Origin of the sequence: Bacillus sp. SG20033, assembly GCF_044570195.1 — a bacterium.
Lineage (GTDB): Bacteria > Bacillota > Bacilli > Bacillales > Bacillaceae > Bacillus > Bacillus subtilis.
On record NZ_CP172606.1, the window covers coordinates 684,928 to 701,083 of the forward strand.

Genomic DNA, 16,156 nt, shown 5'->3' on the forward strand with positions numbered 1-16,156 from the left:
CTTTGTGCAAGCTGAAGAGTAGGGGGATGAATAAAATGATGCAAACCATCTTATCAAATGGGATAGCCATGGTTCTCATAATTCTCATTATTAATATTGTCTATGTGTCATTTTTTACGATAAGAATGATTTTAACGCTGAAAGGACAGCGTTATTTAGCGGCTGGCATCAGTACGATTGAAATACTGGTTTATGTGACAGGACTGAGTCTGGTGCTCGATAACTTAGACCAGATTCAAAATGTGATCGCGTACGCGCTCGGTTACGGTCTTGGCGTAATTGTCGGCATGAAAATAGAAGAAAAATTGGCGCTTGGCTATATTATGGTTAATGTGATTACGAAGGAGCTCGATCTTGATCTTCCGAAGCAGCTCCGTGAAAAAGGCTACGGCGTGACAAACTGGGTGGCAGGCGGGCTTGAAGGCGACCGCACAGCCCTTCAGATTCTGACGCCGAGAAGATATGAACTCCAGCTATATGATACGATTAAAACACTTGATTCAAAAGCCTTTATTATTGCGTACGAACCAAAAACAATCCACGGCGGCTTCTGGGTCAAAGCGGTGAAGAAGAGGAGAATTAAAGAATAATGGCAAAGCCGAAGAAGAAAAAGTTTGAAGTGACAGAGCAGCAAACGATTGATGCGGTGCTTCAGCAAATGAAAGAAGAAGGATATCTGCCTGTAAGGCGAATGGAAGAGCCTATTTTTATGGAAAAAAAGGAAAATGGGTCAATTCAGATCGTTCCGTGCGGGAAAAAAATCGTATTTGAAGGGAAATTGATCTAAAACACGAACATTAGTAGAATGAATTTTTTTATCGTTCGATAATATCGTTGACATTATCCATGTCCGTTGTTAAGATAAACATGAAATCAAAACACGACCTCATATAATCTTGGGAATATGGCCCATAAGTTTCTACCCGGCAACCGTAAATTGCCGGACTATGCAGGAAAGTGATCGATAAAACTGACATGGATATATCGCAGAAGCGAACGACTGACGATACATGTACCATGCCCGGTTTGTATTGCTTCCTCATAAGTGCAATGCAGAGCGGGTATTTTTTATTTTCTGAAAACAAAAGCATTAGAAGGTGGGGAACAGAATGCAGCCGCTAGTAGGAATCATCATGGGAAGCACTTCCGATTGGGAGACAATGAAACACGCATGCGACATACTTGACGAACTCAATGTTCCGTACGAAAAAAAGGTTGTTTCCGCTCACCGGACGCCTGAATTCATGTTTGAATATGCTGAAACTGCTAGAGAAAGAGGCATCAAGGTGATTATTGCCGGTGCCGGAGGAGCGGCGCATCTGCCAGGGATGACAGCTGCGAAAACAACACTGCCAGTCATTGGAGTTCCGGTTCAGTCCAAGGCGCTGAACGGAATGGATTCACTTCTTTCCATCGTCCAAATGCCTGGAGGCGTGCCTGTTGCGACAACATCCATCGGCAAAGCGGGTGCTGTGAACGCAGGCCTGTTAGCGGCGCAAATTTTGTCAGCATTTGACGAAGACCTTGCCCGTAAGCTGGATGAGAGAAGAGAAAATACAAAACAGACAGTGTTAGAAAGCAGTGATCAGCTTGTCTAAACAAATCATCTATCCGGGAGCTGTAATCGGCATTATCGGCGGCGGCCAGCTTGGGAAAATGATGGCTGTGTCCGCCAAACAAATGGGGTATAAAGTCGCAGTCGTTGATCCGGTGAAAGATTCGCCGTGCGGGCAGGTTGCGGATGTCGAAATTACCGCTCATTATAATGACCGTGAAGCGATTCGAAAATTGGCTGAAATCAGCGATATCATCACATATGAGTTTGAAAACATCGACTATGATGCGCTGCATTGGCTGAAAGATCATGCGTATCTCCCGCAAGGAAGTGAGCTGCTGCTCATTACCCAAAACCGTGAAACAGAGAAAAAAGCAATTCAATCCGCGGGCTGTGAAGTCGCACCGTACAGCATCGTCAAAACAAAGAATGAATTGAAACAGGCGGTACAGGAGCTCGGGTTACCCGCAGTTCTGAAGACATGCCGAGGCGGGTACGACGGCAAAGGCCAATTTGTGTTAAAAGAAGAGGCGCAAATGGAGCAGGCAGCCAGTCTGTTAGAACACGGAACTTGCATTCTTGAAAGCTGGGTTTCTTTTAAAATGGAACTGTCGGTGATCGTCGTCAGATCGGTAAACGGTGAAATTTCAACATTTCCGACAGCTGAAAACATTCACCACAACAATATTCTTTTCCAAAGCATCGTGCCCGCACGGGTAGAGAAAGGGATTCAGCAGAAGGCTGCTGATCTCGCAGTTAAGCTTGCAGATGAGCTTAACCTTGTCGGACCGCTTGCTGTTGAGATGTTCCTGACAGAGGACGGAGAGCTTTTGGTCAATGAACTGGCGCCAAGACCGCACAATTCTGGGCATTATACGCTGGACCTTTGCGAGACGAGCCAGTTTGAGCAGCATATCAGAGCGGTATGCGGGCTTCCGCTTGGGAAGACAGATTTGCTGAAGCCGGGCATGATGGTGAATCTTCTCGGCGATGAAGTAAAGCTTGTTGAGGAAGACCCGGAGCTTTTAAAAGAGGCAAAGCTATATATATACGGAAAACATGAAATCAAAAAAGGCCGCAAAATGGGGCATATTACATTTATGAAGCAGCCTGAAGACGAATGGATTCAGGAGATCACAAATAAATGGATGAATAGAGACGGAGGACAAGCAGAATGATCGAACGTTATTCAAGACCTGAAATGTCCGCGATTTGGACGGATGAAAACAGATTTCAAGCATGGTTAGAGGTTGAAATTCTTGCCTGTGAAGCGTGGGCCGAGCTTGGCGTCATTCCGAAAGAAGACGTAAAGGTTATGCGCGAGAACGCGTCATTTGACATCAACCGCATTTTAGAAATTGAAAAAGACACGCGCCATGACGTTGTCGCTTTTACACGCGCCGTTTCCGAATCACTGGGCGAAGAAAGAAAATGGGTACACTACGGCTTAACGTCAACTGATGTTGTTGATACGGCTCTTTCCTACTTATTAAAACAGGCAAACGATATTCTGCTCAAGGATCTTGAGAGATTTGTTGACATTATAAAAGAAAAAGCGAAAGAACATAAATACACAGTCATGATGGGGCGCACACACGGCGTACACGCTGAGCCTACAACATTCGGCTTAAAACTTGCGCTTTGGCATGAAGAAATGAAACGTAATCTTGAGCGCTTCAAACAAGCGAAAGCAGGCATCGAGGTTGGAAAGATTTCTGGCGCTGTCGGCACATATGCGAACATTGATCCATTTGTTGAACAATATGTCTGTGAGAAGCTCGGATTGAAAGCAGCACCGATTTCCACTCAAACCCTTCAGCGTGACCGCCATGCTGACTATATGGCAACACTTGCTTTGATCGCGACAAGCATCGAGAAATTCGCTGTGGAAATCCGCGGACTGCAAAAGAGTGAAACACGTGAAGTAGAGGAATTTTTCGCGAAAGGGCAAAAGGGTTCATCTGCAATGCCGCATAAACGAAATCCGATTGGCTCTGAAAACATGACAGGCATGGCGCGCGTGATCCGCGGCTACATGATGACAGCTTACGAAAATGTTCCATTATGGCATGAGCGCGATATTTCTCATTCTTCAGCAGAACGAATTATTCTTCCGGATGCGACAATTGCGCTGAACTACATGCTGAACCGCTTCTCCAACATCGTGAAGAACTTAACGGTCTTCCCGGAAAACATGAAGCGCAACATGGACCGCACTCTCGGTCTTATCTATTCTCAGCGTGTGCTGCTTGCTTTGATTGACACAGGCCTTACACGTGAAGAAGCCTATGATACAGTTCAGCCGAAAGCAATGGAAGCGTGGGAAAAACAAGTGCCGTTCCGCGAGCTTGTGGAAGCGGAAGAGAAAATCACGTCACGTCTTTCTCCGGAAAAAATTGCTGACTGCTTTGATTACAATTACCATCTGAAAAATGTTGATCTGATCTTTGAACGTTTAGGTTTAGCATAGAAGAAGCTTTTAGCGGCTTCTTCTAAGCCGCCGCAGTTTGAAAATTCCCAACATTCGGGTTAGGAGGCCTTCCGTGAATATTGTGAAGAATGAACTTTTATACGAAGGAAAAGCAAAAAAGATCTACAAAACCGATGACGAAAACACGCTGTATGTCGTGTATAAAGACTCCGCCACTGCCTTTAACGGCGAGAAGAAAGCAGAAATCAGCGGGAAAGGGCGCTTAAATAACGAGATTTCAAGCTTAATTTTCAAACACCTTCATGCAAAGGGCATTAACAATCATTTTATCGAGCGCATTTCTGAAACAGAACAGCTCATTAAAAAGGTAGCGATTGTGCCGCTTGAAGTCGTGGTCAGAAATGTGGTGGCAGGAAGCATGTCCAAACGTCTCGGCATTCCAGAAGGCACGGAGCTTGAGCAGCCGATTATCGAGTTTTACTACAAGGATGACGCGCTGGGTGATCCGCTCATCACAGAAGATCATATTTGGCTTTTGAAGGCGGCGACTCCTGAGCAGGTAGAAACCATTAAGTCCATTACAAAAACAGTAAATGAAGAGCTTCAAAGCATCTTCGACGATTGTCATGTCAGATTAATAGATTTCAAACTTGAATTCGGTTTAGATGCAGAAGGGCAAGTGCTTTTGGCGGATGAAATTTCTCCTGACACATGCCGCTTGTGGGATAAAGAAACGAACGAAAAGCTGGATAAAGATTTATTCAGACGCAATCTGGGAAGCTTAACCGACGCATACGAAGAGATTTTCAAAAGACTGGGAGGCATTCATCATGTATAAAGTAAAAGTTTATGTCAGCTTAAAAGAAAGTGTACTAGATCCACAAGGGAGCGCTGTCCAGCATGCCTTGCACAGTATGACTTATAACGAAGTTCAAGATGTGCGCATCGGGAAATACATGGAGCTTACCATTGAAAAATCTGACCGTGATCTTGACGTGCTAGTGAAAGAAATGTGCGAAAAACTTCTTGCGAACACAGTGATTGAAGATTACAGATACGAGGTTGAGGAGGTAGTCGCACAGTGAAATTTGCGGTGATTGTGTTACCCGGCTCCAACTGTGATATCGATATGTATCATGCTGTAAAGGATGAGCTCGGCCATGAAGTGGAATACGTCTGGCATGAGGAAACAAGTCTTGACGGCTTCGACGGCGTGTTAATTCCGGGAGGATTTTCTTACGGCGATTACTTAAGATGCGGCGCCATCGCCCGATTTGCGAATATTATGCCAGCTGTCAAACAAGCAGCGGCTGAAGGAAAACCTGTTCTTGGCGTCTGTAACGGATTCCAGATTTTACAGGAGCTTGGGCTGCTGCCAGGCGCAATGAGACGCAACAAAGATCTGAAGTTCATTTGCCGTCCGGTTGAATTGATTGTTCAGAACGACGAAACCTTATTCACAGCTTCCTACGAAAAGGGAGAATCGATTACAATCCCGGTTGCCCATGGTGAAGGGAATTTCTACTGTGATGACGAGACGCTTGCTTCATTAAAGGAAAACAATCAAATTGCTTTCACATACGGCTCTAATATTAATGGAAGTGTCAGCGACATTGCCGGTGTCGTGAATGAGAAAGGCAATGTATTAGGCATGATGCCTCACCCTGAGCGCGCGGTCGATGAACTGCTTGGAAGCGCCGACGGTCTTAAATTGTTTCAGTCTATCGTGAAAAATTGGAGGGAAACTCATGTCACTACTGCTTGAACCAAGTAAAGAACAAATAAAAGAAGAGAAACTGTATCAGCAAATGGGTGTCAGTGATGATGAGTTTGCATTGATAGAATCCATTCTTGGAAGATTGCCGAACTACACAGAAATCGGAATTTTTTCTGTCATGTGGTCTGAGCATTGCAGCTATAAAAACTCAAAGCCAATTCTGCGTAAATTCCCGACAAGCGGTGAGCGTGTGCTGCAGGGGCCGGGGGAAGGCGCCGGAATCGTTGATATCGGTGATAATCAAGCGGTTGTGTTCAAAATTGAATCACATAACCACCCATCAGCTCTAGAGCCTTACCAAGGCGCTGCGACTGGGGTAGGCGGAATTATCCGTGATGTATTCTCAATGGGTGCCCGTCCAATCGCTGTATTGAACTCTCTTCGATTTGGTGAACTGACTTCACCCCGCGTGAAGTACTTGTTTGAAGAAGTAGTAGCGGGTATCGCCGGATACGGCAACTGTATTGGCATCCCGACAGTCGGCGGAGAAGTGCAGTTTGACAGCAGCTATGAAGGAAATCCGCTCGTCAACGCCATGTGCGTCGGTTTAATCAATCATGAAGACATCAAAAAAGGCCAGGCAAAGGGTGTCGGCAACACAGTAATGTACGTAGGAGCGAAAACAGGGCGTGACGGCATCCACGGCGCTACGTTTGCTTCTGAAGAAATGTCAGACTCGTCTGAAGAAAAGCGTTCTGCTGTCCAAGTCGGCGATCCGTTTATGGAGAAGCTTTTGCTTGAAGCATGTCTGGAAGTCATCCAATGTGACGCCTTAGTCGGCATTCAGGATATGGGAGCTGCCGGTTTAACAAGCTCAAGTGCAGAAATGGCAAGTAAAGCCGGTTCTGGCATTGAAATGAACCTTGACCTGATTCCTCAGCGCGAAACAGGCATGACCGCGTATGAAATGATGCTTTCTGAATCACAAGAACGGATGCTTTTGGTTATTGAGCGCGGACGTGAGCAGGAAATCATCGATATTTTTGACAAGTATGATCTTGAAGCGGTTTCTGTCGGACATGTGACAGATGATAAAATGCTTCGCCTGACACACAAAGGAGAGGTTGTGTGCGAGCTGCCTGTTGATGCCTTGGCAGAAGAAGCACCGGTTTACCATAAGCCTTCTCAAGAGCCTGCTTACTATCGCGAGTTTTTGGAAACGGACGTTCCGGCTCCGCAAATTGAAGATGCGAATGAAACGCTGAAGGCCCTTCTTCAGCAGCCGACGATCGCAAGTAAAGAGTGGGTTTATGATCAGTATGACTACATGGTGCGCACGAATACAGTTGTCGCTCCTGGGTCTGATGCCGGTGTTCTCAGAATCCGCGGAACGAAAAAGGCGCTGGCGATGACGACAGACTGTAACGCGCGTTATCTCTATCTTGATCCTGAAGTCGGCGGGAAAATTGCTGTCGCTGAAGCAGCGCGCAACATCATTTGCTCAGGCGCAGAACCGCTTGCGGTCACAGATAACCTTAACTTCGGAAACCCGGAGAAGCCGGAAATCTTCTGGCAGATCGAAAAAGCGGCAGACGGCATAAGCGAAGCGTGCAATGTTCTCAGCACACCGGTTATCGGCGGTAACGTATCGCTTTATAACGAATCAAACGGCACGGCGATCTATCCGACACCAGTTATCGGCATGGTTGGCTTAATTGAAGATACAGCACACATTACAACACAGCATTTCAAACAAGCGGGAGATCTCGTATATGTGATCGGTGAAACAAAACCAGAGTTTTCCGGAAGCGAGCTGCAAAAAATGACAGAAGGCCGTATTTACGGCAAAGCGCCGCAAATCGATCTTGATGTAGAGCTGTCTCGTCAAAAAGCACTGCTTGACGCGATTAAAAAAGGCTTCGTTCAATCTGCGCATGATGTGTCTGAAGGCGGCTTAGGCGTAGCGATCGCGGAAAGTGTCATGACGACGGAAAACCTTGGCGCTAATGTGACTGTAGAAGGGGAAGCGGCATTATTATTCTCTGAATCTCAATCCCGCTTCGTCGTTTCAGTGAAAAAAGAACATCAAGCTGCGTTTGAAGCAACTGTCAAAGATGCGGTTCATATTGGTGAGGTAACAGCTGACGGAATTCTGGCGATTCAAAACCAAGACGGACAACAAATGATTCATGCGCAAACGAAAGAGCTTGAACGCGTATGGAAAGGAGCTATCCCATGCTTGCTGAAATCAAAGGCTTAAATGAAGAATGCGGCGTATTTGGGATTTGGGGACATGAAGAAGCTCCGCAAATCACGTATTACGGTCTCCACAGCCTTCAGCACCGAGGACAGGAGGGTGCGGGCATCGTAGCGACTGACGGTGAAAAGCTGACAGCTCACAAGGGCCAAGGGCTGATCACTGAAGTATTTCAAAATGGCGAACTCAGCAAAGTAAAGGGAAAAGGCGCTATCGGGCACGTTCGGTACGCAACGGCTGGAGGCGGCGGATACGAAAATGTTCAGCCGCTCCTCTTCCGTTCCCAAAACAACGGCAGCTTGGCGCTTGCCCATAACGGAAATCTTGTCAACGCCACTCAGCTGAAGCAGCAGCTCGAAAATCAAGGGAGCATTTTTCAAACCTCTTCGGATACAGAGGTTTTGGCTCACCTGATCAAAAGAAGCGGACATTTCACGCTGAAGGACCAAATTAAAAACGCGCTTTCTATGCTGAAAGGGGCCTACGCGTTCCTGATCATGACCGAAACAGAAATGATTGTCGCACTTGATCCGAACGGGCTGAGACCGCTATCCATCGGCATGATGGGCGACGCTTATGTGGTCGCATCAGAAACATGCGCATTTGACGTCGTCGGCGCAACGTACCTACGCGAGGTAGAGCCGGGGGAAATGCTGATCATTAATGATGAAGGCATGAAATCAGAGCGTTTTTCCATGAATATCAATCGTTCCATTTGCAGCATGGAGTACATTTATTTCTCCAGACCAGACAGCAATATTGACGGTATTAATGTGCACAGTGCCCGTAAAAACCTTGGAAAAATGCTGGCTCAGGAATCCGCAGTTGAAGCTGACGTCGTAACTGGGGTTCCGGATTCCAGTATTTCTGCGGCGATCGGCTATGCAGAGGCAACAGGCATTCCGTATGAGCTCGGCTTAATCAAAAACCGCTATGTCGGAAGAACGTTTATTCAGCCGTCCCAGGCTCTGCGTGAGCAAGGCGTCAGAATGAAGCTGTCAGCGGTGCGCGGGGTTGTAGAAGGCAAACGCGTCGTGATGGTGGATGACTCTATCGTACGCGGAACAACTAGCCGCCGGATTGTCACGATGCTTAGAGAAGCGGGTGCGACAGAGGTGCATGTGAAAATCAGTTCACCGCCGATCGCTCATCCGTGCTTTTACGGCATTGATACTTCCACACATGAAGAATTAATCGCGTCTTCGCATTCTGTTGAAGAAATCCGTCAGGAAATCGGAGCCGATACCCTCTCATTTTTGAGTGTGGAAGGGCTGCTGAAAGGCATCGGCAGAAAATACGATGACTCGAATTGCGGACAGTGTCTCGCTTGCTTTACAGGAAAATATCCGACTGAAATTTACCAGGATACAGTGCTTCCTCACGTAAAAGAAGCAGTATTAACCAAATAAAACTTGAAAAATGACATAAAGGCAGCGCAGTTCGGCTGCCTTTCTCTTTCTGCCCTCGTTCGGGGAAATATTTTGAAAAGCGCCTTAAAGGAGTGAATAGGATGTCTGAAGCATATAAAAACGCAGGAGTTGACATCGAAGCCGGATATGAAGCTGTAAAACGAATGAAAAAACACGTGGAGCGCACGAAACGGCTTGGCGTTATGGGCAGCCTTGGCGGTTTTGGCGGCATGTTTGACCTGTCTGAGCTTTCTTATCAAAAACCAGTTCTCATTTCGGGAACGGACGGTGTCGGCACAAAATTAAAGCTCGCTTTTTCCATGGATAAACATGACACGATTGGCGTGGACGCTGTTGCAATGTGTGTCAATGACGTGCTGGCACAAGGTGCAGAGCCGCTGTTTTTCCTCGATTATTTAGCGGTCGGCAAAGCGGACCCAGTGAAAATTGAACAGATTGTACAAGGTGTGGCGGAAGGCTGTGAGCAGTCAGGTTCAGCCTTAGTCGGCGGTGAAACGGCTGAAATGCCGGGACTCTATACAGCTGAAGAATACGATATTGCCGGTTTCTCAGTCGGAGTGGCAGAAAAGGACGAAATCGTGACTGGAGAAAACATCGAAGAGGGCCATCTGTTGATCGGCCTCAGCTCCAGCGGTCTTCACAGCAACGGATTTTCTCTTGTCAGAAAAGTGCTTCTGGATGATGCGGAGCTTGACCTTGATACAACATATGAGCCATTTGAACGCCCGCTTGGCGAGGAGTTGCTTGAACCGACAAGGATTTACGTGAAGCCTGTGCTTGCCGCGGTCAAAAGCGGAAAAATCGACGGCATGGCGCACGTGACAGGCGGAGGATTTATTGAAAATATTCCGCGTATGCTTCCGGAAGGCTTAAGTGCGGAAATTGATCATGGCTCATGGCCGATCCCGCCAATTTTTTCTTTCTTGCAAGAGTACGGCAAGCTAAAGGAAGAAGACATGTTCAACGTCTTTAATATGGGTATCGGTTTTGTTTTGGCTGTCAAAGAAGAGCATTTGACAGATGTGATCGGAACGCTTGAAAGCCATGGAGAAAAAGCCTATTTAATCGGGCGTGTGAAAAAAGGTGAAGGCGTCACATTCGGCGGTGCGGCACTTTCATGAAAAAGTTTGCGGTATTTGCATCAGGAAACGGTTCAAACTTCGAAGCCATCGTCACGCGTTTGAAGGAGGAGAACTGGGATGCGTCAGCAGCGCTCCTCGTTTGCGACAAACCGCAGGCGAAAGTCATCGAACGGGCGGAAGCATTCCACATTCCATCCTTTGCATTTGAGCCCAAGTCTTATGAAAACAAGGCTGCATTTGAACAAGCCATCATTGAACAGCTTCGTCTTCACGAGGTTGAATTGGTTGTTCTTGCCGGCTATATGAGGCTGATCGGTGATACGCTCCTTCAAGCATATGGAGGAAAAATCATTAACATTCACCCGTCGCTTCTTCCGGCGTTTCCTGGAATCGACGCAGTCGGACAGGCATACCGGGCGGGTGTGAAGGTGGCCGGAATCACCGTGCATTATGTCGATGAAGGAATGGATACAGGTCCGATCATCGCTCAAAAGGCAATCGAAATTGATGAACATGATACATTGGAAACAATCGAACAGCGGATTCACAAGCTTGAGCATAAATGGTATCCGAGTGTGATTAAACAGCTATTAGGATTAAATAACAGAGGTGAAAAGGCATGACCATTAAACGTGCATTAATCAGTGTTTCAGATAAAACAAATCTCGTTCCTTTCGTAAAAGAACTGACAGAGCTAGGCGTAGAAGTCATCTCCACAGGCGGAACGAAAAAGCTTCTTCAAGAAAACGGTGTGGATGTGATCGGAATTTCTGAAGTGACAGGCTTTCCTGAAATTATGGACGGCCGGTTAAAAACCCTTCACCCGAATATTCACGGCGGCCTTCTGGCGGTTCGCGGCAATGAAGAGCATATGGCGCAGATCAATGAACACGGGATACAGCCGATTGACCTCGTTGTCGTCAACCTCTATCCATTTAAAGAAACGATTTCTAAAGAAGACGTCACGTATGAAGAAGCGATCGAAAATATCGACATCGGCGGACCGGGCATGCTGCGTGCGGCATCAAAGAACCATCAGGATGTAACGGTTATCGTTGATCCGGCCGATTACAGCCCAGTGCTGCATCAAATCAAAGAAGAGGGCAGCGTATCTCTTCAGAAAAAACGCGAGCTTGCGGCAAAGGTATTCCGTCATACTGCGGCATATGATGCACTGATCGCTGACTATCTGACAAATGTTGTCGGTGAAAAAGAACCAGAGCAATTCACTGTGACATTTGAGAAAAAACAATCGCTTCGCTATGGAGAAAACCCGCATCAGGAAGCAACTTTCTATCAAACAGCTCTTCCTGTCAAAGGATCCATTGCGCAAGCAGAACAGCTTCACGGAAAAGAGCTTTCTTACAACAACATTAAAGACGCGGATGCGGCAGTTCAAATCGTTCGTGAATTCACTGAACCTGCTGCGGTTGCCGTGAAGCATATGAACCCGTGCGGCGTGGGAACAGGAAAAACGATCGCTGAAGCGTTTGACAGAGCGTTTGAAGCGGATAAAACATCTATCTTCGGCGGCATTATCGCGTTGAACCGTGAAGTGGACAAGGCAACTGCCGAAGCGCTTCACAACATTTTCTTAGAAATCATCATTGCGCCTTCATTCAGCCAAGAAGCGCTCGACGTCCTGACTGCGAAGAAAAATCTCCGTCTGCTGACGCTTGACGTATCCGTCGCTGTTCAAAAGGAAAAACAGCTGACATCTGTTCAAGGCGGGCTGCTGATTCAAGATTTAGATATGCACGGCTTCGATGATGCTGAGATTAGCATTCCGACAAAAAGAGAGCCGAACGAGCAAGAGTGGGAAGACTTGAAGCTTGCTTGGAAAGTCGTGAAGCATGTGAAATCAAATGCGATTGTTCTCGCGAAGGACAACATGACAGTCGGCGTGGGAGCAGGCCAAATGAACCGCGTCGGATCGGCAAAAATCGCAATCGAGCAAGCAGGGGAAAAAGCGAAGGGCAGCGCGCTCGGTTCGGATGCATATTTCCCAATGCCAGATACTGTCGAAGAAGCGGCAAAAGCGGGCGTTACAGCCATCATTCAGCCAGGCGGATCGATCCGTGATGAGGATTCCATCAAAAAAGCGGATGAATACGGCATTGCCATGGTATTCACCGGCATCAGACACTTCAAACATTAAGGGGATGAAAACGACGTGAATGTATTAATTATCGGTAAAGGCGGAAGAGAACATACACTGGCGTGGAAGGCAGCGCAAAGCAGCCTCGTCGAGAATGTATTTGCAGCTCCCGGAAATGACGGTATGAAAGCTTCCGCACAGCTTGTAAACATTGAGGAAAGCGACCACGCAGGGCTTGTCTCGTTTGCAAAAGAAAACCAGGTCGGCCTAACCATTGTCGGCCCTGAGGTTCCTTTAATTGAAGGTCTGGTGGATGAATTCGAAAAAGCGGGTCTGCGCGTGTTCGGCCCGTCAAAAGCCGCGGCGATCATCGAAGGAAGCAAACAGTTCGCTAAGGATTTAATGAAGAAATACGACATTCCGACCGCAGAATACGACACGTTTACATCCTTTGATGAGGCGAAGGCATATGTGCAGGAAAAAGGTGCTCCGATTGTGATAAAAGCAGATGGACTTGCAGCTGGAAAAGGCGTTACTGTGGCTATGACAGAGGAAGAAGCAATTGCATGTTTGCATGACTTTCTTGAAGATGAAAAGTTCGGTGATGCGAGCGCGTCCGTTGTCATTGAAGAATATCTTTCTGGTGAAGAATTTTCTCTGATGGCCTTTGTCAAAGGGGAAAAGGTGTATCCGATGGTGATTGCCCAGGATCACAAGCGTGCGTTTGACGGAGACAAAGGCCCGAATACAGGCGGAATGGGCGCTTACTCTCCAGTTCCGCAAATTTCGGATGAAACGGTCCGCCATGCTGTAGAAACCATCGTGAAGCCGGCCGCAAAAGCAATGGTACAAGAAGGCCGTTCCTTCACTGGCGTTTTGTACGCTGGATTGATGCTTACTGAAAACGGCTCGAAGGTCATTGAATTTAATGCCCGTTTCGGCGATCCGGAAACACAGGTTGTGCTTCCGCGCATGGAATCTGATCTGGTACAGGTGCTTCTTGATCTTTTAGATGATAAGGAAGTTGACTTAAGATGGAAGGATACCGCGGCAGTGAGTGTTGTGCTTGCATCAGAAGGGTATCCGGAAAGCTACGCAAAAGGCACGCCGATCGGCAGCCTTGCAGCAGAAACTGAGCAGGTCGTGGTCTTCCATGCCGGAACGAAAGCAGAAGGCGGAGAGTTTGTTACAAACGGGGGGCGCGTCGCCAATGTGACAGCTTTTGAGGAATCGTTTGAAGCGGCTAGAGACCGAGTGTACAAAGCGGTTGATGAAATATTCAAACCGGGACTCTTTTTCAGAAAAGATATTGGGGCACGCGCTTTAAAGGCTGCCCAAAAATAAGTGAGGAAAACCCGCAGATTAGCTGCGGGTTTTTTGTTATCAAAAAGCGGGATGGCAGCTAGAAGAAGAAAGCACAACGAGCGTGGTTGGTTTTCCATGGGCCATCGAGGCGTCAATAAAATCCTCAAGCGTATGTACCGATTCAGTCACGACCTTTGTCACATAGCTGTACATCCCCGTGATGCGGTGGTTTTCTGCTACATCAGGATGCGATGTTGCAAAGGCGGCGTAGTGCTTGCAGCTTTTCGGCTCCATGAGAATAAAAGCGGTGACATGCTTGTTTAGTTTTTCGTAACAGATATTCGCGCTGTAGCCGGTAATCACTCCTTTGTCTTCCAGCTTCCTGACACGCTCCGCCGCGCTTGGCGAGCTGAGTCCGACAAGCTTTCCCAGCTCAACCATCGTTAATCTGCCGTTTCGCTGCAAATGCGAGAGAATCTGAAGATCTGTATCGTCCATTTGTCTGGCTCCTTTACATATTTAGGCGAATGAATGAAAATTCCTTTGATCGTAAGGTAATGCTGTTGATTTACTTTCATTGTAGCATATGGATGCCGTCTTATTTTTTCTATAATAAAGCCATCAATCTGAGAGGAGGCATCATGTTGCCAGAATTACAGCGCTCTATTACTTGGATACAAGGGACGGCGTTAACGATTGGGGCGGTTTTAGGATGCGGGATATTAATTTTGCCGTCTGTTACCGCGGATACGGCCGGTCCGGCTTCTTTATTTGTCTGGGTATTCATGTCTTTTTTATCTTTTCTCCTCGTCGGCACGCTGGCACGGCTTGTGAAAATAGCGCCCAGCGCGGGAGGAATCACTGCTTATGTGCAGCTGGCCTTTCAGAAAAAAGCCGGGGCTACTTTGGGCTGGATCATGTTAGGGTCCGTTCCGATCGGCGTTCCCATCATCGCTTTGACTGGCGCGCATTACGTCAGTTACATCACAGAGGCGGCCGATTGGCAGATTACATTGATTGCTGGTTGCATGCTGGCTATATCTATTTTGCTTCATATGAGAGGCATTCAACTATCAGCAAACATCAGTACAATCGTTATTTGTGTCATCGTATTTCTGCTTGTCACTTCTATTGCTGTGTCATTGCCACACGTCACGATAGCAGAATTCAAGCCGTTTCTTCCGCATGGCTGGTCTGCCGCGGGATCTGTTTCTGTTATGATTTTTTTCTCTTTTGTAGGCTGGGAAATGATTACCCCATTGGCTGAGGAGTTTCATCGCCCTGAAAAAGATGTCCCAATCAGCTTGTTTTTGGCAGCGGCTTGTGTGGCAGGGCTGTATATCTTGCTGTCATTTGTGACGGTGGGAACTCATTCATACGGAGAGAATGGAGAAATTGCATCGCTTGCCATGCTCATCTCAAAAGGAGCAGGGGAAAGCGGTGTATACGTCACGGTATGCTTAGCGCTGTTTATTACATTCGCCACCATTCACGCCAATATTGCTGGTTTTTCCAGAATGGTGTACGCATTGGCGAGAGAGGGGCACATCCCCGTATTTTTTGGAAAACTCAGTGTGACAAAACGTACGCCTATTCGCGTTTTGACAGCGATGGCTGCAGTGTTTGGCTTAGTGCTTGCAGCGCATGGCGTGTTTCAAATCGATTTGACGACTCTGTTGAAAGGGCCGAGCGCGGCTTTCATCGTATCTTACATATGTACATTGGCGGCAGCACTGAAACTCCTAAGCTGGAGAGATTCGGGCTGGTGGATGGCGCTCGGGGCATTTGTGGCGTGCGCAGTGATTTACTCATTCAGCGGCTGGGCGCTTCTTTATCCGGCAGTGCTGGCAGCTGCAGGATATCTCTATATGAAAACAAAGGGAGGGCATAAAAAAAAGCTTGATCACGTTTTGTGATCAAGCTTTTCCATTTATCCGTTTTGATGCTCGTTATTTCCAGAATCACTGTGTTGAAACATGTAGGTCACAGGACAGAAGCGCAAGATTCCCGAACCCGCTTTCATGGCCCCCATAAAGATGTAAAAGAGATGCATTTTGCACCAAGGTTTTTTCGTAAACTTTGCGCTTGCGGCTGACATAATCGTCAATCCGCAGGCGATTCTGAACACGGCATTGATGAGACTGATGTTTGGCTTCAAGGAAATCCGCTCCTTTTACTTAAAAAAGTTTTTTAATAGAACCTTCAAAAATTTGTAACGTTTTTATCGTGCGTGATGAGGAAGGATGTGATACCATGAGTCTAATACATGTAAAGGAGAGTA

Annotated in this window: 17 protein-coding genes and 1 riboswitch; of the genes, 15 read left to right on the forward strand and 2 right to left on the reverse strand. The window is 47.1% G+C overall.

From position 1 onward, the window contains the following. Window positions 1–35 precede the first annotated feature (35 nt). The 14 genes from ACFVP7_RS03570 to purD all read left to right on the forward strand — a co-directional run bounded on the left by ACFVP7_RS03570 (window position 36) and on the right by purD (window position 13,914). Window positions 36–590 carry a DUF2179 domain-containing protein gene (locus tag ACFVP7_RS03570; RefSeq protein WP_009966729.1) on the forward strand — a complete coding sequence of 185 codons (555 nt, stop codon included), beginning with the start codon at window positions 36–38 and terminating at the stop codon, window positions 588–590. Next, complete coding sequence (locus tag ACFVP7_RS03575) at window positions 590–787, forward strand: NETI motif-containing protein (RefSeq protein WP_003219403.1); 198 nt, start codon at window positions 590–592, stop codon at window positions 785–787. The genes ACFVP7_RS03570 and ACFVP7_RS03575 overlap by 1 nt, the downstream gene beginning before the upstream one ends. 79 nt (window positions 788–866) lie before the next feature. After that, a riboswitch (purine riboswitch) is annotated at window positions 867–968 on the forward strand. Window positions 969–1,109: 141 nt separating this feature from the next. After that, window positions 1,110–1,598, forward strand: a complete 489-nt coding sequence (gene purE / locus ACFVP7_RS03580; RefSeq protein ID WP_014476026.1) for a 5-(carboxyamino)imidazole ribonucleotide mutase — start codon at window positions 1,110–1,112, stop codon at window positions 1,596–1,598. After that, window positions 1,591–2,733: a 5-(carboxyamino)imidazole ribonucleotide synthase gene (gene purK, locus ACFVP7_RS03585; RefSeq protein ID WP_338732588.1), complete on the forward strand. Its 1,143-nt coding sequence runs from the start codon at window positions 1,591–1,593 to the stop codon at window positions 2,731–2,733. Before purE ends, purK begins: the two co-directional genes overlap by 8 nt. Continuing rightward, entirely contained in the window at window positions 2,730–4,025 is a 1,296-nt protein-coding gene (gene purB, locus ACFVP7_RS03590; protein ID WP_003233955.1) for an adenylosuccinate lyase, read from the forward strand. The genes purK and purB overlap by 4 nt, the downstream gene beginning before the upstream one ends. Before the next feature lie 73 nt (window positions 4,026–4,098). Next, window positions 4,099–4,824, forward strand: coding sequence for a phosphoribosylaminoimidazolesuccinocarboxamide synthase (gene purC, locus ACFVP7_RS03595; protein WP_338732590.1), 726 nt, complete (start codon window positions 4,099–4,101; stop codon window positions 4,822–4,824). Beyond that, the gene (purS, locus tag ACFVP7_RS03600; RefSeq protein WP_003219409.1) at window positions 4,817–5,071 is read left to right on the forward strand and encodes a phosphoribosylformylglycinamidine synthase subunit PurS; all 255 of its coding nucleotides are present in this window, start codon (window positions 4,817–4,819) and stop codon (window positions 5,069–5,071) included. Before purC ends, purS begins: the two co-directional genes overlap by 8 nt. Then, a complete protein-coding gene (gene purQ, locus ACFVP7_RS03605; RefSeq protein WP_015715440.1) occupies window positions 5,068–5,751 on the forward strand; it encodes a phosphoribosylformylglycinamidine synthase subunit PurQ in 684 nt (227 codons plus the stop codon). Before purS ends, purQ begins: the two co-directional genes overlap by 4 nt. Beyond that, window positions 5,735–7,963 (forward strand): phosphoribosylformylglycinamidine synthase subunit PurL, encoded by a 2,229-nt coding sequence (gene purL, locus ACFVP7_RS03610; protein WP_338732592.1) that lies wholly within the window; start codon window positions 5,735–5,737, stop codon window positions 7,961–7,963. Before purQ ends, purL begins: the two co-directional genes overlap by 17 nt. Continuing rightward, on the forward strand, window positions 7,939–9,369 hold the full coding sequence (gene purF, locus ACFVP7_RS03615) for an amidophosphoribosyltransferase (RefSeq protein ID WP_326225801.1): 1,431 nt from the start codon (window positions 7,939–7,941) through the stop codon (window positions 9,367–9,369). The genes purL and purF overlap by 25 nt, the downstream gene beginning before the upstream one ends. A gap of 101 nt (window positions 9,370–9,470) precedes the next feature. Continuing rightward, window positions 9,471–10,511, forward strand: a complete 1,041-nt coding sequence (gene purM, locus ACFVP7_RS03620) for a phosphoribosylformylglycinamidine cyclo-ligase (RefSeq protein ID WP_338732595.1) — start codon at window positions 9,471–9,473, stop codon at window positions 10,509–10,511. After that, window positions 10,508–11,095, forward strand: coding sequence for a phosphoribosylglycinamide formyltransferase (gene purN / locus ACFVP7_RS03625; RefSeq protein ID WP_003233943.1), 588 nt, complete (start codon window positions 10,508–10,510; stop codon window positions 11,093–11,095). The genes purM and purN overlap by 4 nt, the downstream gene beginning before the upstream one ends. Beyond that, window positions 11,092–12,630 carry a bifunctional phosphoribosylaminoimidazolecarboxamide formyltransferase/IMP cyclohydrolase gene (gene purH, locus ACFVP7_RS03630; protein WP_338732598.1) on the forward strand — a complete coding sequence of 513 codons (1,539 nt, stop codon included), beginning with the start codon at window positions 11,092–11,094 and terminating at the stop codon, window positions 12,628–12,630. Before purN ends, purH begins: the two co-directional genes overlap by 4 nt. A 15-nt stretch (window positions 12,631–12,645) precedes the next feature. Continuing rightward, window positions 12,646–13,914 carry a phosphoribosylamine--glycine ligase gene (gene purD / locus ACFVP7_RS03635; protein WP_338732599.1) on the forward strand — a complete coding sequence of 423 codons (1,269 nt, stop codon included), beginning with the start codon at window positions 12,646–12,648 and terminating at the stop codon, window positions 13,912–13,914. A 39-nt stretch (window positions 13,915–13,953) separates the two neighbouring features. On the opposite strand, the gene ACFVP7_RS03640 is transcribed toward purD, so the two are convergent. Next, complete coding sequence (locus ACFVP7_RS03640; RefSeq protein WP_015252648.1) at window positions 13,954–14,373, reverse strand: Lrp/AsnC family transcriptional regulator; 420 nt, start codon at window positions 14,371–14,373, stop codon at window positions 13,954–13,956. A gap of 143 nt (window positions 14,374–14,516) precedes the next feature. On the opposite strand from ACFVP7_RS03640, the gene ACFVP7_RS03645 reads away from it, so the two are divergent. Continuing rightward, window positions 14,517–15,791 (forward strand): amino acid permease, encoded by a 1,275-nt coding sequence (locus ACFVP7_RS03645; protein WP_338732601.1) that lies wholly within the window; start codon window positions 14,517–14,519, stop codon window positions 15,789–15,791. Between the two features lie 14 nt (window positions 15,792–15,805). Here the strand turns inward: ACFVP7_RS03645 and ACFVP7_RS03650 are convergent, their stop codons facing one another. After that, the gene (locus ACFVP7_RS03650; protein WP_163117664.1) at window positions 15,806–16,033 is read right to left on the reverse strand and encodes a DUF2892 domain-containing protein; all 228 of its coding nucleotides are present in this window, start codon (window positions 16,031–16,033) and stop codon (window positions 15,806–15,808) included. Between the last annotated feature and the right edge of the window lie 123 nt (window positions 16,034–16,156).